Annotated in this window: 19 protein-coding genes; 13 read left to right on the top strand and 6 right to left on the bottom strand. The window is 68.9% G+C overall.

Annotated features, from left to right (window positions below; all coding sequences use genetic code 11):
* Positions 1-235: 235 nt before the first annotated feature.
* Entirely contained in the window at positions 236-1,324 is a 1,089-nt protein-coding gene (locus tag ACWCPQ_RS30565) for a DNA polymerase III subunit beta family protein (protein WP_449905326.1), read from the top strand.
* Complete coding sequence (locus ACWCPQ_RS30560; protein WP_449905324.1) at positions 1,321-1,833, top strand: hypothetical protein; 513 nt, start codon at positions 1,321-1,323, stop codon at positions 1,831-1,833. The genes ACWCPQ_RS30565 and ACWCPQ_RS30560 overlap by 4 nt, the downstream gene beginning before the upstream one ends.
* 60 nt (positions 1,834-1,893) lie before the next feature.
* Here the strand turns inward: ACWCPQ_RS30560 and ACWCPQ_RS30555 are convergent, their stop codons facing one another.
* Complete coding sequence (locus ACWCPQ_RS30555) at positions 1,894-2,415, bottom strand: pyridoxamine 5'-phosphate oxidase family protein (RefSeq protein ID WP_449905322.1); 522 nt, start codon at positions 2,413-2,415, stop codon at positions 1,894-1,896.
* Positions 2,416-2,672: 257 nt separating this feature from the next.
* Here ACWCPQ_RS30555 and ACWCPQ_RS30550 point away from each other — a divergent pair, with 257 nt between their 5' ends.
* From ACWCPQ_RS30550 to ACWCPQ_RS30535, 4 genes are all read left to right on the top strand, one after another.
* Entirely contained in the window at positions 2,673-4,934 is a 2,262-nt protein-coding gene (locus ACWCPQ_RS30550) for a carbon starvation CstA family protein (protein ID WP_449905320.1), read from the top strand.
* 104 nt (positions 4,935-5,038) lie between these two features.
* On the top strand, positions 5,039-5,200 hold the full coding sequence (locus ACWCPQ_RS30545) for a YbdD/YjiX family protein (RefSeq protein WP_449905358.1): 162 nt from the start codon (positions 5,039-5,041) through the stop codon (positions 5,198-5,200).
* 200 nt (positions 5,201-5,400) lie between these two features.
* On the top strand, positions 5,401-6,924 hold the full coding sequence (locus ACWCPQ_RS30540; protein WP_449905318.1) for a DNA-3-methyladenine glycosylase 2 family protein: 1,524 nt from the start codon (positions 5,401-5,403) through the stop codon (positions 6,922-6,924).
* Complete coding sequence (locus tag ACWCPQ_RS30535; protein ID WP_449905316.1) at positions 6,924-7,460, top strand: methylated-DNA--[protein]-cysteine S-methyltransferase; 537 nt, start codon at positions 6,924-6,926, stop codon at positions 7,458-7,460. The genes ACWCPQ_RS30540 and ACWCPQ_RS30535 overlap by 1 nt, the downstream gene beginning before the upstream one ends.
* A 7-nt stretch (positions 7,461-7,467) precedes the next feature.
* Here the strand turns inward: ACWCPQ_RS30535 and ACWCPQ_RS30530 are convergent, their stop codons facing one another.
* Positions 7,468-10,758, bottom strand: coding sequence for an AAA family ATPase (locus tag ACWCPQ_RS30530; protein ID WP_449905314.1), 3,291 nt, complete (start codon positions 10,756-10,758; stop codon positions 7,468-7,470).
* Positions 10,755-11,951 (bottom strand): exonuclease SbcCD subunit D, encoded by a 1,197-nt coding sequence (locus ACWCPQ_RS30525; RefSeq protein ID WP_449905312.1) that lies wholly within the window; start codon positions 11,949-11,951, stop codon positions 10,755-10,757. Before ACWCPQ_RS30525 ends, ACWCPQ_RS30530 begins: the two co-directional genes overlap by 4 nt.
* A gap of 273 nt (positions 11,952-12,224) precedes the next feature.
* On the opposite strand from ACWCPQ_RS30525, the gene ACWCPQ_RS30520 reads away from it, so the two are divergent.
* A complete protein-coding gene (locus tag ACWCPQ_RS30520; RefSeq protein WP_449905310.1) occupies positions 12,225-13,190 on the top strand; it encodes a DUF6542 domain-containing protein in 966 nt (321 codons plus the stop codon).
* A 10-nt stretch (positions 13,191-13,200) separates the two neighbouring features.
* Here the strand turns inward: ACWCPQ_RS30520 and ACWCPQ_RS30515 are convergent, their stop codons facing one another.
* A complete protein-coding gene (locus tag ACWCPQ_RS30515) occupies positions 13,201-14,208 on the bottom strand; it encodes a 4-hydroxy-3-methylbut-2-enyl diphosphate reductase (RefSeq protein ID WP_449905308.1) in 1,008 nt (335 codons plus the stop codon).
* An 866-nt stretch (positions 14,209-15,074) separates the two neighbouring features.
* Here ACWCPQ_RS30515 and fdxA point away from each other — a divergent pair.
* From fdxA to ACWCPQ_RS30495, 4 genes are all read left to right on the top strand, one after another.
* Positions 15,075-15,398 carry a ferredoxin gene (gene fdxA / locus ACWCPQ_RS30510; protein ID WP_039826451.1) on the top strand — a complete coding sequence of 108 codons (324 nt, stop codon included), beginning with the start codon at positions 15,075-15,077 and terminating at the stop codon, positions 15,396-15,398.
* A 12-nt stretch (positions 15,399-15,410) separates the two neighbouring features.
* Positions 15,411-16,529, top strand: coding sequence for a succinyldiaminopimelate transaminase (gene dapC / locus ACWCPQ_RS30505; protein ID WP_449905305.1), 1,119 nt, complete (start codon positions 15,411-15,413; stop codon positions 16,527-16,529).
* A 123-nt stretch (positions 16,530-16,652) separates the two neighbouring features.
* Positions 16,653-18,290: an L-glutamate gamma-semialdehyde dehydrogenase gene (gene pruA, locus ACWCPQ_RS30500; RefSeq protein ID WP_449905303.1), complete on the top strand. Its 1,638-nt coding sequence runs from the start codon at positions 16,653-16,655 to the stop codon at positions 18,288-18,290.
* Between the two features lie 61 nt (positions 18,291-18,351).
* Complete coding sequence (locus tag ACWCPQ_RS30495; protein ID WP_449905301.1) at positions 18,352-19,302, top strand: proline dehydrogenase family protein; 951 nt, start codon at positions 18,352-18,354, stop codon at positions 19,300-19,302.
* A 311-nt stretch (positions 19,303-19,613) separates the two neighbouring features.
* On the opposite strand, the gene ACWCPQ_RS30490 is transcribed toward ACWCPQ_RS30495, so the two are convergent.
* Complete coding sequence (locus ACWCPQ_RS30490; protein WP_449905299.1) at positions 19,614-20,480, bottom strand: oxygenase MpaB family protein; 867 nt, start codon at positions 20,478-20,480, stop codon at positions 19,614-19,616.
* Between the two features lie 128 nt (positions 20,481-20,608).
* On the opposite strand from ACWCPQ_RS30490, the gene ACWCPQ_RS30485 reads away from it, so the two are divergent.
* On the top strand, positions 20,609-21,253 hold the full coding sequence (locus tag ACWCPQ_RS30485; protein WP_449905297.1) for a TetR/AcrR family transcriptional regulator: 645 nt from the start codon (positions 20,609-20,611) through the stop codon (positions 21,251-21,253).
* Between the two features lie 38 nt (positions 21,254-21,291).
* On the opposite strand, the gene ACWCPQ_RS30480 is transcribed toward ACWCPQ_RS30485, so the two are convergent.
* Positions 21,292-22,179 carry an oxygenase MpaB family protein gene (locus ACWCPQ_RS30480; protein ID WP_449905295.1) on the bottom strand — a complete coding sequence of 296 codons (888 nt, stop codon included), beginning with the start codon at positions 22,177-22,179 and terminating at the stop codon, positions 21,292-21,294.
* 264 nt (positions 22,180-22,443) lie between these two features.
* Here ACWCPQ_RS30480 and ACWCPQ_RS30475 point away from each other — a divergent pair, with 264 nt between their 5' ends.
* A complete protein-coding gene (locus tag ACWCPQ_RS30475; RefSeq protein ID WP_449905293.1) occupies positions 22,444-23,859 on the top strand; it encodes an acyl-CoA synthetase in 1,416 nt (471 codons plus the stop codon).
* The last annotated feature ends 151 nt before the right edge of the window (positions 23,860-24,010 follow it).

Raw genomic sequence — 24,010 nt, 5'->3', positions numbered from 1 at the left:
CCCATGGTTCGCTGGTCCCGGTCGCCGCGGCGGTGTCGAGCCCTGCCGCGGCGCCTCACCGAACCACTCCGCCGGCCGGGACGGATCTGTTCCGCGTCGCGAACGACCGGCTCGCCGAATATCGGGCGCACAGTGCCGACCTCGGCCTGTGGGTCAGCTCGACGCGCTGGGCCGATGGCCGCGAAACAATGCGTGGCCTTGACCTTCAGGTCGCTCGAAGCCCGATGATGGGCCCGTGCCCGAATCCGACCTGATCACCATCGGCGCGTTCGCCCGTTCATGCGGTATCACGGCCAGCGCGCTGCGCTTCTACGACGACTCCGGTCTGCTGTCACCGGCCGGAGTGGACGCGGCCACCGGCTACCGCTACTACGCTCCCGCCCAGCTCGAACGCGCGGTGACGATCCGCCGCCTGCGCGCCGTCGATATGCCGCTCGACGATATCGCCCGTGTCCTCGCGACCGATCCGCATACCGCGGCCGGGATCATCGACGCCCATGTGGCGGGCCTGCTCCAGCGGACCCGGGAAGCACGGCGGACCGCCGAAGTGGTCAAGGCCGCTCTCGGCGAACCTGCCGGCTGGCGGGTGGCGACCGTCCGCGGCCCGGTGCTGGCGGCGGCGGTCGAGCAGATACTCGCCGCCACCGGCACCGACCCCGAACTGCCGGTGCTGGCCGGAGTGCGGGTCGAGGCGACACCCGAATCGCTCACGCTCACTGCCACCGACCGCTACCGGCTGTCCACCCGCACGCTGGTTCCCGAACAGCTCGGACCTTCCGGGTGGGCGGCCACGGTCGACGGGGCCGACCTGAGCGCGGCGCTGCCGGAGATCCGGAGCGCCCATTCGATCGATATCGAAGCCGGCGAACACAGCATCCGGTTCCGGACCGCCGACGGTGTCGTACGCACCTGCCGGACGCTGGCCGAACCGTTCCCCGACCACCGCGGGCTGCTGGCCGCGCTACCCGCGGCGCCCACGCACGCCGTGGTCGCCAAACACGACCTGATACGCGCACTGGAGCAGCAGCGGGACCGGTATCTGCGCGTCACGGTCGAGGCGGGCGCCCTTACGGTCGCGGGCACCGGAGGTGAACCGCCGACCACACTGTCCGCGCAGGTGACCGGCCCCGACAGCGCGCTCGTCTTCGGGTTCACCATCCTGCACCCGGCCGTCGCCACCGCCATCGGACCCGACGTCCGCCTGGATATCGGCGGGCGGGCCGACCCCGTGGTCGTCCGGTCCGCGGACAACGGCGACCTCACCACCCTGGCCATGCCGGCCGACCCCGCAGTAGTCGACGACGAGAACGGATCCCGCAGATGACCGCTGCCGAACAGCGCTCCTCCGACACCACCATGAACGCGATCACCGCGGCCGTCACACTCGGCCGGTCCGGGGATATCGTCGCCGCCCGCGAACGCCTCCTCGAGATCTGGCGCGGGATCGGCGTCATCGGCGACCCGCTGCACCGCTGCACTCTCGCGCACTACCTGGCCGATCTCTACGACGATCCCGCCCAGGCGCTGGCCTGGGATATCCGCGCGCTCGACGCGGCCGATGCCCTCACCGACGATCGCGCGCAGCGGCATCACGCGAACCTTCAGGTGGCGGGGTTCTACCCGTCGCTGCACCTGAACCTGGCAGACAACTATCGGCGCCTGGGGTCGTGGGACGCCGCCACGGAACGGCTCGCCGCCGCACGGGAACGGCTGGACGCTCTCCCCGACGACACCTACGGCGCGATGATCCGCACCGCGCTCGACGAAGTGGCCGAGGCGGTCGCTGCGCGGTCCACCGCACGGCGGCCGAGCGCACCGGGCCCGCAGACCTGACACCGGCACCCGGGCGGCTACCGCATCACCCGGCCGGCACCGATCGGCCGGGGCCCGCGATCACTGTGCGGTGAGCTCGGCGAAATCGGGAGCGTAGACGGTCGTCCAGTGCGGGCGCAGGCGGAAGAACACCACATCGTTGTCCCAGTCGAACGCGTCGTCGCCGTAGAAATCCCGGAAGTACGCGAGCAGTTCCGGCCACTCGGCATCCGGGTCACCGATCACCGGGTTCAAGGTCTCGGCGGTGCCGTGCGTGAACACACCCAATCCCTCACCGCGCATATGCGCGACACTCGCGGCCGGGCGGGCGGCCAGATGGCGGGCCTTGGCGGCGCTGCGCGCGGTACCGAAGTACCACCTGCCGTGGAGGAAATGCCCGTCGACACCGCTCACCCGCGGCTCGCCCTTGGCGGTCACGGTGGACAGAGTGAGCAGGCACATACCGGTGAGCACCGAGGTGAGCTGCTCGGCGGTCAAGGTGCGGTCGGTGGCGATGATCGAGCGCAGATGACCCGTGGCACCCGCGAGCGAGGTGTCGAGCAGGGTCTGCAGTGCGGCCATTTCTTCAGGGGTTTCGCGCATTACTTCACCGTAAGTGCGCCGGACCGGGATCCGGTTGACCGGAATTGCTCTGTATCCGGTGCTGCGAGCAGCCGCCGTCGAGCGCGGTAGGACTACTCGAGGTCGTCGGGCAACAGCCGGAACCAGGTGGTCGCAGCCGGACCGAAATCCCGTTCGGCGCGCCGGATCGACCGTTCATCGCAATCATCGCGGCGCCGAGTGGCCATCGGTTACGTTCATGTGACCGGCATGTCCGCTCGCTGTACAGGAGTTGCCCGATGGGGACTATCGAATACCTCAAGACCGACCCAGGCCTACCACCAGTGGGTGTGGTCGACCGGTCCCCGATCACGCCCGTGAAGAAAGCGATCTTCGCGGCCATCGGCGTGCTCGGCGCCGTGGCCTGGACGATTCTCGCGATCGCGCGTGGTGAATCGGTGAACGCCGTCTGGATCGTGATCGCGGCGGTGTGTACCTACATCATCGCGTACCGGTTCTACGCGCGACTCATCGAATACAAGGTCGTGAAACCCCGCGACGACCTGGCGACTCCGGCCGAGATCCTGGACAACGGCAAAGACTTCATGCCGATGGACCGGCGGGTGCTGTTCGGGCACCATTTCGCGGCCATCGCGGGTGCGGGCCCGCTGGTCGGGCCGGTGCTGGCCGCCCAGATGGGGTACCTGCCGGGCACGATCTGGATCATCGTCGGTGTCGTGTTCGCCGGCGCGGTCCAGGACTACCTGGTGCTGTGGGTGTCGATGAAACGGCGCGGGCGCAGCCTCGGGCAGATGGCCCGCGACGAACTCGGTGTGATCGGCGGCGTGGCCGCGATCGTCGGCGTGCTGGTGATCATGATGATCCTGCTCGCGGTCCTCGCGCTGGTCGTGGTGAATGCGCTGGCGCACAGCCCCTGGGGTGTCTTCTCCATCGCGATGACCATCCCGATCGCCCTCTTCATGGGCGTGTACCTGCGGTATCTGCGTCCGGGCGCGGTCGGCGAGATCTCGGCCATCGGTTTCGTACTGCTGATCCTGGCGATCATCGCGGGCGGCTGGGTGTCGCACAACGACACCTGGGCCGGATGGTTCACCTTCCATCCGGTCACCATCTCCTGGATGCTGATCGGCTACGGCTTCGTGGCCTCGGTGCTACCGGTCTGGCTGCTTCTGGCGCCGCGCGACTATCTGTCGACATTCATGAAGATCGGCACCATCGGCCTGCTCGCGGTCGGCATCCTGGTGACCCTGCCGGTGCTGAAGGCGCCCGCGGTCTCGGAGTTCGCGACCTCCGGTACCGGCCCGGCCTTCGCCGGCAGTCTGTTCCCGTTCCTGTTCATCACCATCGCCTGCGGTGCGCTGTCCGGTTTCCACGCGCTGGTGTCGTCGGGTACGACACCGAAACTGCTGGAGAAGGAATCGCATGCCAAGATGATCGGCTACGGCGGCATGCTGATGGAGTCGTTCGTCGCGGTGATGGCGATCATCACGGCCTCCATCATCGATCAGCACCTGTACTTCGCCATGAACGCCCCAGCGGGCGCGACCGGCGGCACCGCGGAAACCGCCGCCGCCTATACGAACAGCCTGGGGCTCTCCGGTCCCCCGGCGACCGGTGCGCAACTGAGCCAGGCCGCGGCCGATGTCGGTGAGGAATCGGTGATCTCACGCACCGGTGGCGCTCCGACGCTGGCCATCGGGATATCCGAAGTGTTCTCCGGGTTCCTGGGCGGCGCCGGGATGAAGTCGTTCTGGTATCACTTCGCGATCATGTTCGAGGCGCTGTTCATCCTCACCACCATCGACGCGGGCACCCGCGTGGCGCGGTTCATGCTCTCCGATTCCCTGGGCAACCTGCGGGGTCCGGCGCGGAAGTTCGCCGATCCGTCGTGGCGGGTGGGCGCCTGGCTGTGCTCGGCGGTCGTGGTGGCGGCCTGGGGATCGATCCTGCTGATGGGCGTGACGGATCCGCTGGGTGGTATCAACGCGCTGTTCCCGCTGTTCGGTATCGCCAACCAGCTGCTGGCCGCGATCGCACTGGTGGTCGTGCTGACCATCCTGGTGAAGAAGGGCCTGACGAAATGGGCCTGGATCCCCGGAATCGCGCTGGCCTGGGACCTCATCGTCACCATGACCGCCTCCTGGCAGAAGATCTTCTCCGCCGATCCGAAGGTGGGGTACTGGAAGCAGAACAGCATCTGCCGGGCCGCCCGGGACGCGGGCCAACTGTGCCTGACGGCGAAAACGCCCGATGACGTGGACGCGGTGATCCGCAATACGTTCATCCAGGGTGTGCTGTCGATCGTCTTCGCGGTGCTGGTGCTCATCGTGGTGCTGGCGGCGGCATGGGTCTGCTACCGGACCTGGAAGTCCGGTGACACCTCGACCACCGAATCGCCGGAGGAACCGTCGAAGATCTTCGCGCCCAGCGGTTTCGTGACCACCACGGCGGAGAAGGACGTGCAGCGGCAGTGGGACGAGCGGATCGCGACGGGTGAGGTTACGGTGCCCGGGGCCGCCCACGCGGAGGTGCGGAGTTGACCGGGCGGATCGCGGTCGATCCGGTGGCGGCCGCAAGTGCGGTGGCCACCGGCCGACCGGGTCTGCGCAGAGCTCGCACCGCGCTGACGCGCGGGGTACGGGCGGTGTTGTGGTACCTGGATTCCGTCGTGGGCGGACAGGACTACCAGCGCTACGTCGCCCATATGCGCCGGGCGCATCCCGGCCGCCCGGTCGCCGGCAAGAGTGAGTACTGGCGCGAGCGGTACGCCGACGCCGAACGCAACCCGGGCGCACGCTGCTGCTGAAACCCGGTGCGTGAAGACGGCGGGGCCGGTCGAACCGGCCCCGCCGTCGCGTTTTCGCGGCCGTCCGGCCCGTAAACCCCGGGCTGTGTCGCGACGATCGGACGTACACGCCGCTCGATGCCGCGGCGCGTAGGCGACGTTCGGCGGTGATGTCTGTTTTCCGCTAGCTCAAGGCTTCGTGAGCTGACATCGTGTGTGGGGTGAGCATCACGGCCCTGGATTTCGAACGCTGCTATCGCGCGGTCTCGGCCCGCGACCCCCGTTTCGACGGACAGTTCTACACCGCCGTGCGCACCACCGGAATCTATTGCCGGCCGTCCTGCCCGGCGATCACTCCGAAGCGCACCAATGTGACCTTCCTGCCGACCGCGGCGGCGGCCCAGCAGGCCGGTTACCGCGCCTGCCGCCGCTGCCTACCCGATGCCGCACCGGGGTCCCCCCTGTGGAACACCCGCGCGGACCTCGCCGCCCGCGCCATGCGGCTGATCGGTGACGGTGTGGTGGAACGCGGCGGTGTACCCGCGCTGGCGTCCGCGCTGGGCTATTCACAGCGCCAGCTCACCCGGGTGCTGACCACCGAACTGGGCGCCGGACCATTGGCCCTGGCCCGCGCCCACCGGGCACACACCGCGCGACTGCTGATCCAGACCACGGCCATGCCGATGTCGGATATCGCCTTCGCCGCGGGTTTCGCGAGTATCCGGCAGTTCAACGACACCGTCCGTGAGGTGTTCGCGGTCAGCCCCAGCACCATGCGCACCGAAGCGCAGCGCACCGGCGACCGCGCCGCCGCGACCAACGGCACCCTGACCCTGCGCCTGCCCTACCGGGCGCCGCTGGACCGTGACTGGCTGGACTGGTTCCTGTCCGCCCATGTGGCGCCCGGCCTCGAACTCTGGCAGACCGCGTCCGGGCAGAACCACTATCTGCGCAATATCCGCACCCCGCACGGTCACGCCGGCGTACGGCTGGCGGTGCGGCCCGGATACGTTCACGCGGAACTGACCCTGCGCGATATGCGCGATCTCGCGCCCGCGGTCGCCCGGGTCCGGCATCTGCTCGATCTCGACGCCGACCCGGTGGCGATCGACGAGGCGCTCGCCCGGGGCGGCGAGACCGCCGGTCCATCACGCGGTCCCCGTTTCGACCCCGGGATCCGGGTACCGGGGTGTGTGGACGGGCCGGAGTTGCTGCTGCGCACCATGATCGGTCAGCAGATCTCGGTAGCGGCGGCCAATACCCATACCGCCCGGCTGGTCGCCGCGCTCGGCGAACCGGTGGACGGGCCGGTGAGCCGGCTCTTCCCCACCCCCGCTGTGATCGCCGAACGCGGCGCCGAAGTACTGACCGGCCCCACCCAGCGGATCAGGTCCATCACCGCCGCCGCCGCGGCACTGGCCGCCGGTGATCTGGTCCTGCACCAGGGCCGGACCGCAGCCGAACTGCGGCGTGATCTGCTCGCCCTGGACGGGATCGGACCGTGGACCGCGGACTACGTCACGATGCGACTGCTCGCCGACCCCGACATCATGTTGCACACCGACCTGGTCATCCGCCGCGGCGCGGCCCGGCAGGGTGTCGATCTCACCGATACGGCCCGCTGGTCACCCTGGCGTTCCTACCTCTGTATGCACCTGTGGCGGACCGAACTGCGCAGCCGGGCCGAATCCCGGGACACCACCGCGCCCGCCACCGATTCCGATACGAAAGCGAGTACCGACTGATGTCCGCAACCACCGCCACTCTGCCCGCACCGGCCGCCGTCGGCACCGCCGATTTCGCGACCGTCGACACCCCGCTCGGCCCGTTCACCGCGGTCGTGACGTCCGACGGGGCGGTCCTGGCATCCGGCTGGACCGCCGATCCCGAGATGCTCCGCACGCTGATCCATCCCGGACTGCGGCCGGACGATCTACGCGGCCGGCGAGAACTGGGTGCCGTCACCGAGGCGGTGACCGCCTACCATCGCGGCGAACCGACGGCGATCGATCCGATACCGGTGCGTCAGCGGTCGGGCGAATTCCTCCAGCACGCGTGGGATGTGCTGCGCACCGTTGCGGCGGGCGAACCGATCACCTACACCGCGTTCGCCGCACGGTCCGGTCGCCCGGCGGCCACCCGCGCCGCGGCGAGCGCCTGCGCCCGCAACGCGGCGGCGCTGTTCGTGCCGTGCCACCGGATCGTACGCACCGACGGCACCCTGGGTGGTTTCCGCTGGGGCCTGGACATCAAACGACAGTTGCTCGACCTCGAAGCCTGAGCCGCGGTCAGGCGATGGTGGCGTGCAGCCGGGAACCGTTGCGACCGCGCACGACGTGCAGGCGACTGGGAATCCGCTGGCGCATCTCGTCGACATGGCTGACCAGGCCGACCACCCGGCCCCCGGCGCGGAGTTCGTCGAGTACACCCATCACCGCGTCGAGGGTGTCGGCGTCCAGGCTCCCGAATCCTTCGTCGATGAACAGGGTGTCGAGGATGATGCCACCGGCCTCGGCCGCGACCGTATCGGCCAGCCCCAGCGCGAGCGCGAGCGAGGCCATGAAGGTCTCACCGCCGGAGAGGGTCCGGGCGGGCCGGATGGCACCGGTGTAATCGTCGCGGATATCCAGGCCGAGGCCTCCGCGCCGGCCGTGGGTACCGGCCCGGTCGGTGTGGACGAATTCGTACCGGCCGCCCGACATCCGGCGCAACCGGGCCGAACCCGCCACCGCGACCTCTTCGAGCCGGGCGGCGAGCACATAGGAGCGCAGTGACATCCGCCGGTTGTTCTCGCCCCGACCGGCCACGACTTCGGCCAGGTCCGCCAGTTCGCGGTGGGCCCGCTGGGCCGGGGCGATCAGATCGACCGCCGCCCACAACTGCCCGCACAGGGTTTCCAGCTGGGTGACCCGGTGCACGGCAGCCGAGTGGGCGGCGACCGCCTCGTGCAGCGCGGTACGCGCTGCCCGTACGGCCGCGGCCAGCGCTTCCGGATCACCGGGCGCGGCGGCCGCGGCCGCCCGGATCTCCGGCTCGTCCAGTACGGCGCGGGCGGCGGCCCGGATCTCGTCGGCCGCGGCGAGCGCCGCGCTCAGCGTCTCCTGGCGCTGAGCGGTGCGGGTCGCGGCACCGACGAGTGGGGAGTACACACGCAGGGTGGCGAGTGTTTCCGCCGAGGTGGAATCGGGTTCGCGCCCTTGCCCGCTCGGATCGTCGGGTCCGGTCGTGGCGGCCGAACTCGTCGGCGGAACCAATCCCGCCGATATCGCCAGCCGTTCGACCCGCACGGCACAGGCGGCCGCTCGCTCCCATGCCGTCCGCACCGCGGCACAGGTCTCCCGGCGGTCGCCGGCGGCGGCGATGAGCGCGTGCAGGCGTTCCCGGCGCCGCCCGATGGTCCCGTCCCGTCCGGCGGCGGTACGCAGTTTGTCCTCGATCTCGGCGAGCCGGGCACCGGCGGCCCGGCTCGCGGCCGCCGCGGATACGGCGCGGGTCTCGGTGTCCCGCAGCATGTCGTGCAGGCGGGTCTCCTCGGTGCGCAGCCGCGCGAGCGCCTCGGTACAGGCCCCGGCCGATTCGGCCAACTCCTCGGCATCCCCGCATTTTTCGGCGGCTTCCCGTAAGGCCGCGGCGAGTTCGACCCGGTCGGTATCGCCGCCGCGCGCGAGCAGCACCTCGATCTCCCGCTCCACTTCGGCCAGCGCCGTCCGGGCACGATCCCACGCCGCCTCGGCCTTCCGTTCCGCGGCGACCGCCGCCGCTTCGTCCGCTTTCGATACGGCACCCGCCGCCTGCTCTGCCGGACGGGGATGTTCGGCCGATCCGCAGACCGCACACGCCCGGCCCGGCACCAGATTCCCGGCCAGCTCCGCCGCCATTCCGGCCAGCCGTCGCTCCCGCAGGTCCAGAACGTGTTCGCGGGCCGTCAGGTGCCGGGCGCGCGCGGTATCCAGATCCACCCGTGCCCGGTCGAGCGTGGTCCGCGCTCGGGCCAGGTCCACAGCCGCCGTCGCGGCCTCCTGCAACCTCTTACGTTCGGCACGCAGCCCGGGTAGCGCCGCTTTCGCGTCATCGGCCTCCCGCGCCCGGGCCTGCGCATCCGCGATGGCCTCGGGCAGCCGGGTCCGGCGGTCGGTGAGCTCGGACGTGCGTCCGTCGAGTTCTTTCGTGGTGGTGTGCAGGGCCGCCAGTTCGGCACGCAACGTGTCGGCTGTCGCCGCGTCGGTACGGATCTCGTCGAGTTTTCCCAGGACGGCACTCCACCCACGGATCGCGGTGTCCAGGCCGAGATCCTCGTCGTAGCCGGCGTGGTCGTCGGCCCGGCCCGGTTCGCCGGGCGCCGTATCGGGATGCTCCCGCGGCGGGCCTTCGACGGCTACGTCGAACAGCGCGAACTCGTCCCCGACGGTGTTGCCGGACCGCGTATCCCGGGCTCCCTCGTCTCCGGCCCCCGCCGCCGGAAGGTCGACCCGATCGCCCGGCTCCCCCTCGGCGGGGCCGCGCAGCAGATGGATCCCGGGGATATCGGCGCTGTCGGGTTCGGCGGCCAGCCGGGCCAGCCGTCCGGACGCGGCCACCGATTCCGATTCACAGCCCTGAGCGGCGCGAACCGCCGTCTCGGCCTCACGTAGCGCGGCGGCCACCGGTTCGGCCCGCCGAGCGCGATCCAGTTCAACCCGGTCCGCGGCCCGCGCCTCGGCTGCCGCGGTGTACTGCGCGAGCTGCTGCCGCGCCGACTCCAGGCGGCGCCGTTGCTCGGCAACCCGTCGTTCCCGTTCCGCCCCCTCGTCGGCGCGTGCCGACTCTTCGCGGCGCCGATCCAGTTCGCACTGCGTGGTCTCCAGCTCGCCGCGGGCACCGGTCAGCAGATCCTGCGACCATTCGACCGCGTCGAGGATATCGATCCGCTCGGTGCGGTCGATCCCGGCCGTCACCGCGACCCGGGTGATCAGATCCTCCACATTGCGCTGTTGGGAACCGATCCGCTCCGCCGATACCTTGCGCTGGGCGGTCAGCCACTGTTCGGCCGAACCGAAGCGACCCGTATCGAACAGTTTCTCGAGCAGACGTTCGCGGTCCTCGTTCTCCGCGCGCAGGAACTTCGCGAAATCGCCCTGCGGCAGCAGCACCACCTGGAAGAACTGATCGGCGCTCATTCCCAGCAGCCGGACGATCTCGTCGCCGATCTCGTTGATCCGCGACAGGTTGGTGCCCTGCCCGTCCAGCCAGGCCAGCGTCGCTTTGGCGTTCTCCACCCGTGTTCCGCTACCGCGCATTTTCGGCCGCTCGAATTCCGGCTGCCGGGTGAGCCGGAGCCGCCGTCCGCCCAATGTCGCTTCGAGTACCACCTCGGGGCGGGTTTGCGCGGCCGCGTGATCGGAATGCAGCCGTTTGTCGCCTCGTGCCCCCGGCACCCGCCCGTAGAGCGCATAGGCGATGGCGTCGAGCACCGTGGTCTTCCCGGCTCCGGTCTGCCCGTGCAGGAGGAAGAGTCCGTCCGCGCCGAGTTCGTCGAAATCGACCGAGGCCGTCTCGGCGAACGGGCCGAAGGCCGTCATCTCCAGCCGGTGCAACCTCATGCGGTGAGTTCCGAATCGGCGGTCGCCGACGCGCCGATATCGGCACCGACCACCTCGGTTTCCCGCACAGCCGCCGCCATCGCCCGCGTCAGCCAGTCCATCTCGGACGAGTTCGGTTCACCACGCACATCGGTGAGGAAGGTGCGGGCGATATCGGTATCGTCGCGGCCACGCACCCGCTCCCGGTATCGCAGCGCCGGGTCCCCCTGCGGGCGCTCCCATTCCACGTGCACCGCGTAGGGAAAGCGCTCGCGGAGTTTGCGCATGGCGTCCACCGGCCGGGCGTAATCGGTGAGCGATACCGACACATAGTGCTCTGCGGCGCTCTCCCACGCGGGATCGGCCAGGAGTTCTTCGAGTGTCCCGGTGAGCCGGCTCAGACCGCGGATCAGCGGCAGTTCACGGCCGGCCACCCGGGCGGGGCCGGTGGCGTCCAGATCCACCAGCCAGGCTTGTTTGCGATGGCTGCTCTCCCCGAACGAATACGGCAGTGGTGAACCCGAATACCGCACCGAATCGGCGAGGGTCTGCGGCGAATGCAGATGCCCGAGCGCCACATAGTCGAATCCCGGCTCGGTGAACATGGCCAGTGGCACCGTCTCCACCCCGCCCACCGAGATGGACCGCTCCGACCCGGCCGCCGCGCCGCCCACCACGAACGCGTGCGCGAGCAGTACCGTCCGCGTGCCCGGCCGCTGCCGGCTGTCGGCCCGGATCCGGTCCAGCACCGCCTCGAGCACCTCGGTATGCGAACGGGCCTGCGGCACCCCGAGCTCACCCCGGCATATCTCCGGCTCCAGATATGGAATGCCGTAGAAGGCGACCTCACCGTGCTCGTCGGACAACAGCACCGGGCGGCCCGAATCGGCCACCGTGGTCCGTAGATACAGCCCGCCGGCCGCCGCGAAACTCGCGCCCGCCCCGAGCCGCGTCGGCGAATCGTGGTTACCGGAGGTGGCCACGATCCGCGCTCCCGCCGCCCGGATCGCCTCGAACCCCCTGTTGCACACCGCGATCGCATCCGCGCTGGGGATCGATCGGTCGTAGACGTCGCCGGGAAGTACGACGGTGTCCACGGCTTCGGCGGCAACGAGCTCGGCGATCGCTTCGAGTACCCGCGACTGGTCGGCCAGCAGGTCCACGCCGTGAAAGGTGCGACCGATATGCCAGTCCGACGTATGCAGGATTCGCATGACCGCGAATTTAGGGCAACTCACCGACAGCTTCAACGCCGGTGCCGATACCGGGGACGCCACACCGGCAACACGCCGAGAGTGCCCTGCTCCCTGGCGGTACCGGACCGGTACCCGGCGCCGCGCATGTCTCTAATGCGCCACAGTGTTGCGCGCCACCCATATCCCTTGACGGTATGGATTCCGCCGCCGACCACGCATTCCGGACAATCGCGGGACCGGACCGGCCGTGCCGTAACACGGTCGACCCTTCCGGACGATAGTGTTTCCTACGTGGCTGCTTCCCAACGAGTGAATTCCCGGGTGCCCGCGCCGCAACGTTCGTTATTGCCGACGGTGCCGGGTGTCCCGGCGTATGCCGCGGTTCTCATCGCTGCGGCCTGCACCTTCCTGGGTTTCCTCATCGATGCCCTCGGCGACGTCACGGACCTCACCGGCACCTTCAGCGCGTTCTACATCCTCGGATGTCTGGCCGCGGTGGCGGCGGTGCGGTTCCGCGGCCTGTTCACCACCATGGTGTTACCGCCGCTACTGCTGTTCGTGGCCGTACCGATCGCCTATCGCCAGCTGACGGGGACCAGCACCGCCTCGCTCAAGGACATCCTGCTGAACCTGGCGATCCCGCTGGTACACCGCTTCCCGCCGATGATGCTGGCCACGGTGCTGGTGCTCGTCGTGGCCGGTATCCGGATCGCCCAGTTCCGCTCGGAGAACGCGGCCCAGGAGACGGCCGCCGCCCGGCGCGGCACCAGCTGGGGCCGCAGCGAGCGGCGGACGACCCGCGGCGAATCGAAGGAGCGGGCGGAGAGCAGGTCCCGGCGCGATACCGCGAAGCGGCCGAACCGCGGACAGACGAAACGTGCCGCGGGCGGCGAGGGCAAACCAGCGCGGGCGAACAAGCTGTCGCGCGCCGAGACCCTGGCGGCCCGGTCGAAGTCGAACGGCAAGACGAAGACGAAAGCGCGCCCGCAGCGGCCGGAGCACCCCGAGCCCGATTACACCCACGAATCGATCGACGAACCCCCACGCCGAGGTGGCCGCGGCCGTCCGCCCGCCGAACCGGCCGCGCGGGGCGCCGCACCGCGCACTCGTGAGATGCGCCAGCACCGGCCCGCCCGCCCGCCGGCGCCGGAGGAACCGGTGCGCGCCAACCCGCGCCGGGGAGAGCCGGCCCGGGCACCGCAGGCCGCCCGCGTCCGGGAACCGATTCCGGAGCGGCGGCGGCCCGAACGCAGGTGAACGCGGCGGGTCAGCGCCGCGCGGCCCGCAGTTCCCGAGGCAGCGCGAAGACGAGGGTCTCGTTCGCGGTCGTCACCGACTGGACCTCGCCGAACCCGTGTTCGGCGAGCATGTCCAGCACCCCACGCACCAGGATCTCGGGGACCGACGCCCCAGAGGTGATCCCGACCGTGCGCACGCCGTCGAGCCACGCCGGATCCACTTCGCGCGCGTAGTCCACCAGATACGACGCCCGGGCGCCCGCCCCCAGCGCGACCTCCACCAGGCGTACCGAGTTCGACGAGTTGCGTGAGCCCACGACGATCACCAGATCGCATTCCGGCGCCATCGCCTTCACCGCGACCTGGCGGTTCTGGGTGGCATAGCAGATATCGTCGCTGGGCGGATCCTGCAGCGCCGGGAACTTCTCCCGCAGCCGCGACACCGTCTCCATGGTCTCGTCCACGCTGAGCGTGGTCTGCGACAACCAGATCACCTTGGACTCGTCGCGCACGGTCACCTTCTCGACCGCGTCGGGCCCGTCGACCAGTTGTACGTGCTCGGGGGCCTCACCGGCGGTCCCCTCGACCTCCTCGTGGCCCTCGTGGCCGATCAGCAGGATGTCGTAGTCGTCGCGGGCGAAGCGTTTGGCTTCCTGGTGGACCTTGGTCACCAGCGGACATGTGGCGTCGATGGTGCGCAGTTTGCGTTCGGCGGCGGTCGCGTGCACCGCGGGCGAGACACCGTGTGCCGAGAACACCACGAGTTCCCCTTCGGGCACCTCGTCGGTGGTGTCGACGAAAATCACCCCGCGCTCGCGCAGCGTCTCCACCACATGGCGGTTGTGCACGATCTCCTTGCGGACATAGATCGGCGCGCCGTGTTTCTCCAGCGCCTTCTCCACGGTTTCCACCGCACGGTCCACACCCGCGCAGTATCCGCGCGGTTCGGCGAGCAGCACTCGTTTTTCTTGCGGGTCGGCGGTCGCGGCGCCGGCCGAGCGAGTGATTCCGACATTCAACGGTATTGCCGAGGACATGCCCCACAGAATACGTGCGTACCTCTGCGGCCGCTCCGGGCATGCAATCCCCCGCCCCCACCCTCGCCCGGCCACATCCGCGCCGGTCATCCGCCCGCCCACACCACCCCGCAGAACGCGGAAGCACCGCCGCCCTTCACGCGAAGGTGGGCGGACTCACCCACCGGGAACACAACACCGCTCGACACCTGGTCACCCAGTAAACCTGGCACCTGGCACCCGGCACCCCGCACCCCGCACCCCGCACCCCGCACCCCGCACCCCGCACCCCGCACCCCGCACCCAGAGGGTCACCTCCATGGTCGGGGCCCGCCCCGGTTCTGGAGCGACGGAGCACACCGACCGAACGCCGGAGCGAAGAACCAGGGCCTAGAGGGCCCCGACAGGCCCCCCGCCGAAGGCGGGGCCATGAACGAGTCGGGGGCGACCCAGTTGGAGCGACAGAACCTAAGTAGCGCAGCGACCGAACGCCGGAGCAGAGCCCAGGGTCACGAGGACCCCGCCCACCCCATCAAAAGCAGAGCCCACCACATAGGCGGGGCCCGCCCCGGTTCTGGAGCGACGGAGCGGGGGAGCGGAGCGGAGGAGCGCAGGAGTGAAGAACCGGGGTCACGAGGACCCGACCACCCCGCCAAAAGCAGAGCCCACCACATAGGCGGGGCCCGCCCCGGTTCTGGAGCGACGGAGCGGGGGAGCGAAGCGGAGGAGCGCAGGAGTGAAGAACCGGGGTCACGAGGGCCCCGCCCGCGGCGCCGCAGGCGGCGCCGATATTAGGGCAGGCTCACCGGGGGTAGCCTGTGGGGCGCCAGGAATACTTGTGCGCGGGCGCAGTTACCCGGAGTAGAAGGAAGACTAGGAGTGCGGGAGTGACGTACATCATCGCCGAACCGTGCGTTGACGTGAAGGACAAGGCGTGCATCGAGGAATGCCCGGTGGATTGCATCTACGAGGGTGGCCGCATGCTCTACATCCATCCCGACGAATGCGTCGACTGTGGCGCGTGTGAGCCGGTCTGCCCGGTCGAGGCGATCTTCTACGAGGACGACACCCCCGATCAGTGGAGCGGTTACGTCAACGCCAATGTCGACTTCTTCGACGAGTTGGGTTCGCCCGGCGGTGCCACCAAGCTGGGCAAGGTCGATTCCGATCCGGCGTTCATCAAAGAGCTGCCGCCGATGGCCGATGAGTAGAGCGTTCTTCCGATGAGCGCCGAGGTTTCCACTCGCCGGCGGGTGAGTGCGGCGCTACCCGATTTCCCGTGGGACACCATCGCCGAGACGAAGGCGCGAGCCGCGGCCCATCCGGGTGGACTCGTCGATCTGTCGGTGGGGACCCCGGTCGATCCGGTGGATCCGCTGATCCGTGCGGCACTGAACTCGGTTTCCGGGGTGCCCGGGTATCCGACCACGCACGGCACGCCGGAGTTGCGGGGCGCGGCGGTGGCCGCGCTGGCCCGGCGTTTCGGTATCACCGGGGTGGACGAGGCGGCGGTTCTGCCGGTGATCGGCACCAAGGAGCTGATCGCCGGGTTGCCGCGGCTGCTCGGCCTGGGTGCCGCGGACCTGCTGGTGATCCCCGAGGTCGCGTATCCGACCTACGAGGTGGGCGGGCTGCTCGCCGGGACGCGGATTCTGCGTGCCGACGGACTCACCCGGTCGGGTCCGGAGAGTCCGGCGCTCATCTTCCTCAACTCGCCGTCGAATCCGACCGGCAAGGTGCTGGGGGTCGAACACCTGCGGAAAGTGGTGGCCTTCGCGCGTGAACGCGGCGCGGTCGTCGCTTCCGACGAGTGTTACCTGGGGTTGGCCTGGGACGAGTCGGCGGTGTCGATTCTGGATCCGCGGGTCTGCGACGGCGACCATACCGGTCTGTTGGCGGTGCATTCGCTGTCCAAGACATCGAATCTGGCGAGCTACCGGGCGGGGTTCGTGACCGGTGATCCGGTGCTGGTGGCCGAATTGCTGGAGGTGCGAAAGCATTCCGGCATGATGGTGCCCTTCCCGATCCAGGCGGCCATGGCGGCGGCGCTCGGTGACGACACGCACGAATCGGCGCAGCGGGAACGTTACCGGGCCCGTCGCGAGATCCTGCGATCCGCGCTGCTGGACGCCGGTTTCCGGATAGATCATTCCGAGGCCGGGTTGTATCTCTGGTCGACGCGTGACGAGCCGTGCCGGGTCACCCTCGACTGGCTGGCCGACCGGGGCATTCTGGCGGCTCCGGGTGAGTTCTACGGACCCGCGGGTGCCCGGCACGTGCGTATCGCATTGACCGCCACCGACGAACGGATCGCTACGGCGGCGCAGCGGCTGCGCGGATAGGCGGGTCGCTGCCGCAGCCGCGCGGCAGTGCAATAACGACTCCGCGCGGCAGTGCGATAACGACTCCGCGCAGTGGGCGCGTCGAGTTCGAGCGGGGCCGCTCGCGCGGAGCTAGCCTGGGGTATGGACGCTGTCACAGTTGTCCCCACCCCCGGTAACGAGCCGGTGCACACGTACGCGCCGGGCAGCCCTGAGCGGGAACGGTTGCTCGGTGAGCTCGCCGATATCTCCGACAGCACGGCCGAGATCCCACTGGTCATCGGCGGTAAGCATCGTCCGGGAATCGGTGAGCGTCGCGAGATCGTCGCACCGCATCGGCACCGGCAGGTACTCGGGACCTATACCGACACCACGCACACCGAAGCCGCCGCCGCCATCGATGCCGCGATCGCGGCGGCCCCGGATTGGCGGGCGCTACCGTTCGACGAACGCGCCGCGGTGCTGTTGCGGGCCGCGGATCTGCTGGCCGGACCGTGGCGGGAGACTCTCGCCGCGGCGACCATGCTGGGTCAGTCGAAATCGGTGGCGCAGGCCGAGATCGACGCACCGTGCGAGCTCGTCGACTTCTGGCGGTTCAATGTCTCCTTCGCCCGCGGCATCATGGCGCAGCAGCCGCAATCGAGCACCGGGGTGTGGAACCGGCTCGACTACCGGCCCCTCGAGGGTTTCGTCTACGCCATCACGCCGTTCAATTTCACGGCGATCGCCGGGAATCTGCCGACCGCGCCCGCGCTCATGGGCAATACCGTGGTGTGGAAACCTTCGCCCACGCAGACGCTGGCCGCCTATTACACGATGAAACTGCTGGAGGCGGCCGGTCTGCCACCCGGCGTGATCAATATGGTCACCGGCGACGGGCGGGAACTCTCCGAGGTCGCACTCGCCGATCCGCGTCTGGCCGGTATCCATTTCACCGGCTCCGGCGCGACCTTCCGATATCTGTGGAGTCAGGTGGGGGCCGGTATCGGTCGCTATCACGGTTATCCGCGGATCGTCGGGGAGACCGGCGGTAAGGATTTCATTGTCGCGCACCCCTCCGCCGACCCGGCCGCGTTGTGTACGGCCCTGATCCGCGGTGCCTATGAGTATCAGGGCCAGAAATGTTCGGCCGCGTCGCGCGCCTATCTGCCGAGATCGCTGTGGCGGGAGATGGGCGAGGATTTCCTCGGGGTCACCGAGAGCTTGAGCTACGGCGATATCGCGGATCTGTCGAACTTCGGCGGCGCGGTGATCGATCGCCGGGCTTACGACAAGTGTGTGCGCGCGATCGAACGGGCGCGGGATGCGGGCGTGGAGATACCGGTCGGCGGCACCTACGACGACAGCGAGGGCTGGTTCGTGCGGCCGACCGTACTGCTCGCCGACGATCCGCGCGACGAATCGTTCGCCACCGAGTACTTCGGCCCGATCCTGTCGGTGCACGTGTACGACGATTCTCAGCCCGACGCCTATCGGACCATCCTGACCGAGGTGGAGTCGGCCGCCCCCTACGCGCTGACCGGCGCGGTTTTCGCGCAGGACCGGAAGGCGGTGGAGGAGGCGGCCGCGGTGCTGCGCTTCGCGGCCGGCAATTTCTATGTGAACGACAAGCCCACCGGAGCGGTGGTTGGGCAGCAGCCGTTCGGCGGGGCCCGTGCCTCGGGTACCGACGACAAAGCGGGTTCGCCGTTGAACCTGTTGCGCTGGGTGGCACCGCGCACCCTCAAGGAAACCTTCGTTCCGCACACCGATCACCGCTATCCACATATGGAGCAGGGATGACCGGCCCGCAGCGGCCCGGCGAGCGCGCGGTGCCCGTGCGCGGCTGTCGCTGGGAGCTACGGTGAATCCGCTACGGCCGGCCATCCTCGCCGCGGCCGGGTCGGACCGAGTGAAACGCACCCTGACCACGAGTCCGGCCACCGCCGCGATGGTGCATCGCTTCGTACCCGGGGAAGCCCGATCGGATCTGGTCGCGGCAGCGGGCCGGCTGCTCATGAGCGGACGTGCGGTCAGTGTCGATTTCCTCGGTGAGAACACCACGGATCGGGCGCAGGCCGAGTCCGCGGTCGCCGAATATCTGGCCTTGATCAACGACCTCGCGGCATTGCCCACCGCCGAGGTGCCCGCGGGTGCGGCACCGCTCGAGGTCTCGGTCAAACTGTCTGCCCTGGGGCAGGCGCTCGGGTCCGACGGCCCGGCGATCGCGACCGAGAATCTGCGCACCCTGTGCACCAAGGCCGCCGAGGCCCGGGTGTGGGTCACCGTGGATGCCGAGGACCACACCACCACCGCCGCCACTCTTGCCGCGACCCGGGAGGTCCGCGCCGATTTCCCCTGGCTGGGCACCGTGATCCAGGCGTACCTCCACCGCAGCGCGGACGATTGCCGCGATCTCGCCGACGCGGGCGCCCGGGTGCGCCTGTGCAAGGGCGCCTACCGGGAACCGGAAACGGTCGCCTGCCAACGCCGAGTCGACGTCGACCGCGCCTACCTGCGCTGTCTGCGGATCCTGATGCACGGCTCGGGCAGCCCCCTGGTGGCCTCCCATGATCCGGTGATGCTCGCGGCCGCGGCCGATCTCGCGACGATCACCGGCCGCCGTCCCGGCGATGTGGAGTACCAGATGCTCTACGGAATTCGCACCGACGAACAACTCCGCCTCGCCGACCGCGGCGATTTCGTCCGGGTGTACCTGCCATACGGCCGTCAGTGGTACGGGTACCTGATGCGCAGGTTGGCAGAGAGACCCGCCAATCTGGCGTTCTTCCTACGTGCCCTGGCCGGGCGCTGAGCGAACCCCGGACGAGCGAATTCTGCGCCGACCGCCCAACTCCGGTTCTCCCCCGACGAACCGAACGAAGCTGCCCGCCCGATCGATCGAGGCCCCGGCGCGCCGAGCATGCCCGAGCCCACCCCTCGAATTGCCTTCGCATATCTCGCACAGGGTGCTCAGCATCCGTGATCGCGAGAGCCCTGACCATCTCGCCGGAGGTGGAGCCGTCGACACAGCCGGGGTCGATAGGCCCTCGACCACGCCCGCCGGAGTGAAGAATCGGGGTCACAAGGGCCCCGACACGCGACGCCGGAGGCGGCGCAGACAACTCAGACCAGGGGTTTGCCCTTGCGCATGCGGCGGCGCATATCCCACAGGTAGTAGTTCATCGGGAACTGGCGGAGGATACGGGGCTGGAGCGCGAGTCCGAAGCCGATGATCCGCATGGTCCGGTCGAACCAGCGTTGGTTTCCTTCGGTCCAGGTGAGCAGCATTTTTTCGCGGATCTGCGGGGGGAGGCACCCGGTGACGACGAAGCGGTGGAATTTCGCCGAGACCCATTGGATCGGCGGCGCCACCATCTTCAGGTCGATGAGGTCGTTGAAGTAGGCGCGGGTCGTGTCGTCGATTTCCAGCGCGTCGAGGTTTTCTTCCCAGAACTGCCAGAATGCGGCCCGGTCGCGCGGCCACATCTCCGGCCGGACCTGGAGGGTGGTGCCGAGTCGGATGCTGTGGGCGTAGAAGGTGTCGGCGGTGGCTTCGTCCATCGGGCCCTGGACTTTTTCCAGGAGGTCGACGAAGCCGAAGTACAGGCAGGCCGCGACCCATAGTTGGAGTTTCGGGTCGAAGGCGTTGTATTTGACCGGGCTGGTGGGTTTGGTGCGGATATGGCGGTGGGAGGTGTTGACCGCGAGCCGGTAGGCGTTGCGTTCTTCTTCGGTGCCGAGCATGGCGACGGCGAGGTAGGTGAGCGTGGTGCGGAGCCGTTTGAAGGGGTGCTCCATCACATTGCCGCTCTTGACGTCGCTCTCCATCACGCCGTAGGCGACCGGCCGCAGCCCCAGTTGCATGATGACGTTCGCGGTCCCGCCGAGGAAGGCGGTGATTCCGACGATGTGGTCGTTCACATCGAAGTTCGGCGCGTACAGCCGCTGAGGTTCGGGATCGTTCATCGGAGCGGGTTGGGGAGCGGTCATCGGTGACCTCTTTCCTTTGAGAAGATTATATGATAACCATCTCATTCTCTCGATCTTGCGTCAACCGCACGTGAAGTTGTGCGATGCTTATTACGTCATTGCATCGCCGAGCGCGGGAAGGTGCCGAGATGGGTGCGCTGGCTCAACTGTTGCCCCTGGTGCGATCGCCGCGCCGAGATCAGGATCAATCCGTGCTGGCCGCGGCCTTGCAGGCGTTCCTCGATTTCGGGATCAAACGCACGAGTATGGTCGAGGTCGCCCGGCGCGGCGGCCTCTCGCTGGCCACACTGTACCGGCGGTTCTCCAGCAAATCGGATCTGATCCAGGCGGTCGGTCTGGCGCAGACCCGCGATTTCATCGAGGGTGTCGATGCCGCGGTCCAGCAGCAGATCGAGCGCGACGCCGGTGCCGAAGATCAGATCGTGGAACTGTTCGTCGCATTCCTGGCCGGTCTGCGGGGTAACGAACTGCTGGACCGGCTGCTCGACACCGAACCGGAGATCGTGCTGCCCTACCTGACCACCAAGGGTGCCCCGGTCATCGAATTGGGGCGCGATTACGTCGCCGAATTCATCACTCGCCTGCAGGGTGAAGGCAAATTGCCGGCCTACGATCCGCTGCCGTTGGCCGAGATGATCGCGCGGACCGCGCTCTCGCTGGCGTTGACTCCGCAGACGGTCATCCCGCTGAGCGACGATATCGCCGTGCGGAGATACGCGCGCGATCATGTGGCCGTCTCGTTCCGGGTGCCGGGACAGGTGGCCGATTCCTGAAATTCGAACAGAGCCGTTTTCATATTTGCGAATTCGGCTCAGACGAGTTTCTTTCCGAACCGGCGGCGGATCCGGAAATCGAACAGATACGCGTTGATCGGAAAACTCCGCAGCGGTACCGGTAGCGCCGCCGATACGCGGCCCAGACCGCGCAGGAGCCGATCGAACCGGCGTTCGTCGTCCGCCGACCAGGCCATCCCCATTTCCGCGCGTAGATGCGGCGGCAGCAGGCCCGCGGTGACCCACCGGTTGAAACGGCCGCCGAGAAGCTGGACCGGGCGGGGGAACATCTTCAAGTCCACGATCTCGTTCAGCATGTCCCGGACCGGCGGGTCGATCCTTGTCGTGGCGAGGTTCTCGGTCCAGTATCGATCGAAGGCTGCCTGGTTCGCGGGCCACGATTCCGGTGGTACCTGCAGGGTTGTCCCCAACCGCGCGGAATGGCGGTAGATCGTCTCCTCGAGTTCGGCATCGGGCCGGCCGCGCATCCGTTCCCGGATATCGCGGGCGCCCCAGTACAGGCAGGCGGCCACCCACAGCTGTAGATCCTGGTCGAAGGCGTTGTACCGCACCGGACTCCGGTCGTTCGAGCGCACTCGGCGATGCGAGGTGTCGACGGCTTTCCGGTAGGCGGTTCGTTCCGCGGGGCTGCCGAGGAGGGCGACCGCCAGATAGGTGAGGGTGGTGCGCGTGCGCTTGACGGGGTGCATTGTCAGTTTGCCGCTGTCGACCGGGCTTTCCAGCACTCCGTAGCCCACGCCGGGTGCGGCGAGTTGCATGATGACATTGGCGGCGGCGCCGAGTATCGCGGCTCCGTCGATATAGGGGCGGAAATCGAATTCCTCGTCCCGCGCCACTCCTGCGGAGTCGGCCGGTTCGTCGGCGGAACCGGGTGCGGGTGGCTCCGCGGAGGGAGAGCTGGTCATGGAAACAACCGTTTCGAGTGCTCGAGAAAGCTGACGCTTCACTTTCTCGCCGTAGCGTATATGTGTCAAGTAGCGCCGAAAATACTTCGGTTTCGTGCTGATTTCCGGATCTTCGTGATGCGGATAATTTGAATCGATCGAATTTCACTGACGGGTGTGGAATCGGTGTGAAATGAAAAGGCGCCGGTCCGGCCCGGTGTATTTCCGAACCGGTCCGGGCAGGTGCCGGATCCCGGTACCTGCCCGGGGCAGTAGTTTGGGCGCATGTCCTATGGCCACCGTCTGCTCAGCTCGCTCGACCCCCTCGCCGTCGCCGCGGGCGCCGATATCCCGGACGCCGTGACCATCGACGGTGTGACGCTGTCCCGCAGTGACCTACTCGGTGCCGCCACCTCGGTGGCCGAACGGGTCGCGCGGGCCGAACGGGTGGCCGTCCTGGCCCGGCCGACCGCGGCGACGGTGCTCGCCGTGGTCGGATGCCTCATCGCGGGTGTGACCGTGGTGCCGGTGCCACCCGACTCCGGAACGGCCGAACTCGACCATCTGCTCGCCGATTCCGGGGCTCAGGCCTGGTTGGGCGAAGCGCCGGAAGGCACCTTGCTACCGGTGGTCCCGGTCCGGCTGCACGCCCGCTCCTGGCATACCTACCCCGAACCCGATCCGGGTGCCCCGGCCTTCGTGCTCTATACCTCCGGAACCACCGGTGCCCCCAAAGGGGTGGTACTGAGTCGCCGCGCCATCGCCGCCGGACTCGACGCGCTGGCCGGCGCGTGGGCCTGGACCGCGGACGATGTGCTGGTCCACGGCCTGCCGCTGTTCCATGTACACGGGCTGATCCTGGGTCTGCTCGGACCGTTGCGGGTCGGCAGCCCGCTCGTGCACACCGGAAAGCCGACCCCCGCGAACTACGCGGCGGCCCCGGGCACCATGTACTTCGGCGTGCCGACCGTCTGGACGCGGATCGCCGAGGACCCCGCCGCCGCGAAAGAACTGGCCGCCGCCCGTCTGCTGATCTCCGGCAGCGCCCCGCTGCCGGTACCGGTCTTCGAACGTCTCGCCGAACTCACCGGGCATCGGCCGGTCGAACGGTACGGCATGAGCGAAACCATGATCACCCTGTCGGCCCGGGCGGACGGTGAACGGCGGCCGGGATGGGTCGGCGTGCCGGTCCACGGTGTCGAGACCCGGCTCCGCGATGAAGCGGGCCGGCCGGTGCCCCACGACGGCTCCGCTATCGGTGGCCTCCAGGTGCGCGGGCCGATGCTCTTCGACGGCTACTACGGCCGTCCCGAGGCCACCGCCGAATGCTGGACCGAAGACGGCTGGTTCCGCACCGGAGATGTCGCCGCCATCGACTCGGACGGCTTCCATCGGATCGTCGGACGCGAATCGGTCGACCTCATCAAATCCGGCGGCTACCGGATCGGGGCGGGGGAAGTGGAAACCTCGCTGCTGGGTCACCCGGCGGTCGCCGAAGTGGCCGTCGTGGGACACGCCGACGCCGACCTCGGGCAGCGGATAGTCGCCTTCGTGGTCCCGCGTGATCAGGCGCCGACCGCACAGGAACTCATCGACCACGTGGCAGGTGAGCTCTCGGTCCACAAGCGCCCCCGGGAGATCCGCTTCGTGGACTCCCTCCCGCGAAACGCCATGGGCAAGGTCCAGAAGAAGTCGCTGTAATTTCGGCGCCGCCTGCGGCGGGCGGGGCTGTGTTTATTTGCCCCGCCTTCGGCGGGGCGGGGCGGGGCCCTCGTGACCCCGGTTCTTCACTCCTGCGCTCCTCCGCTTCGCTCCCCCGCTCCGTCGCTCCAGAACCGGGGCGGGCCCCGCC

The sequence above is a fragment of the Nocardia sp. NPDC001965 genome, from assembly GCF_053594175.1.
This window is presented reverse-complemented; position numbering and strand designations above follow the sequence as displayed.

What these genes read in the sequence shown, in the direction of transcription:
- ACWCPQ_RS30560 (WP_449905324.1), top strand. Translation starts at nt 1,321, where the DNA reads ATGACCGCTGCCGAACAGCGCTCCTCCGACACCACCATGAACGCGATC.
- ACWCPQ_RS30555 (WP_449905322.1), bottom strand. Translation starts at nt 2,415, where the DNA reads ATGCGCGAAACCCCTGAAGAAATGGCCGCACTGCAGACCCTGCTCGAC.
- ACWCPQ_RS30550 (WP_449905320.1), top strand. Translation starts at nt 2,673, where the DNA reads ATGGGGACTATCGAATACCTCAAGACCGACCCAGGCCTACCACCAGTG.
- ACWCPQ_RS30535 (WP_449905316.1), top strand. Translation starts at nt 6,924, where the DNA reads ATGTCCGCAACCACCGCCACTCTGCCCGCACCGGCCGCCGTCGGCACC.
- ACWCPQ_RS30530 (WP_449905314.1), bottom strand. Translation starts at nt 10,758, where the DNA reads ATGAGGTTGCACCGGCTGGAGATGACGGCCTTCGGCCCGTTCGCCGAG.
- ACWCPQ_RS30525 (WP_449905312.1), bottom strand. Translation starts at nt 11,951, where the DNA reads ATGCGAATCCTGCATACGTCGGACTGGCATATCGGTCGCACCTTTCAC.
- ACWCPQ_RS30515 (WP_449905308.1), bottom strand. Translation starts at nt 14,208, where the DNA reads ATGTCCTCGGCAATACCGTTGAATGTCGGAATCACTCGCTCGGCCGGC.
- dapC (WP_449905305.1), top strand. Translation starts at nt 15,411, where the DNA reads ATGAGCGCCGAGGTTTCCACTCGCCGGCGGGTGAGTGCGGCGCTACCC.
- pruA (WP_449905303.1), top strand. Translation starts at nt 16,653, where the DNA reads ATGGACGCTGTCACAGTTGTCCCCACCCCCGGTAACGAGCCGGTGCAC.
- ACWCPQ_RS30490 (WP_449905299.1), bottom strand. Translation starts at nt 20,480, where the DNA reads ATGACCGCTCCCCAACCCGCTCCGATGAACGATCCCGAACCTCAGCGG.
- ACWCPQ_RS30485 (WP_449905297.1), top strand. Translation starts at nt 20,609, where the DNA reads ATGGGTGCGCTGGCTCAACTGTTGCCCCTGGTGCGATCGCCGCGCCGA.
- ACWCPQ_RS30480 (WP_449905295.1), bottom strand. Translation starts at nt 22,179, where the DNA reads ATGACCAGCTCTCCCTCCGCGGAGCCACCCGCACCCGGTTCCGCCGAC.
- ACWCPQ_RS30475 (WP_449905293.1), top strand. Translation starts at nt 22,444, where the DNA reads ATGTCCTATGGCCACCGTCTGCTCAGCTCGCTCGACCCCCTCGCCGTC.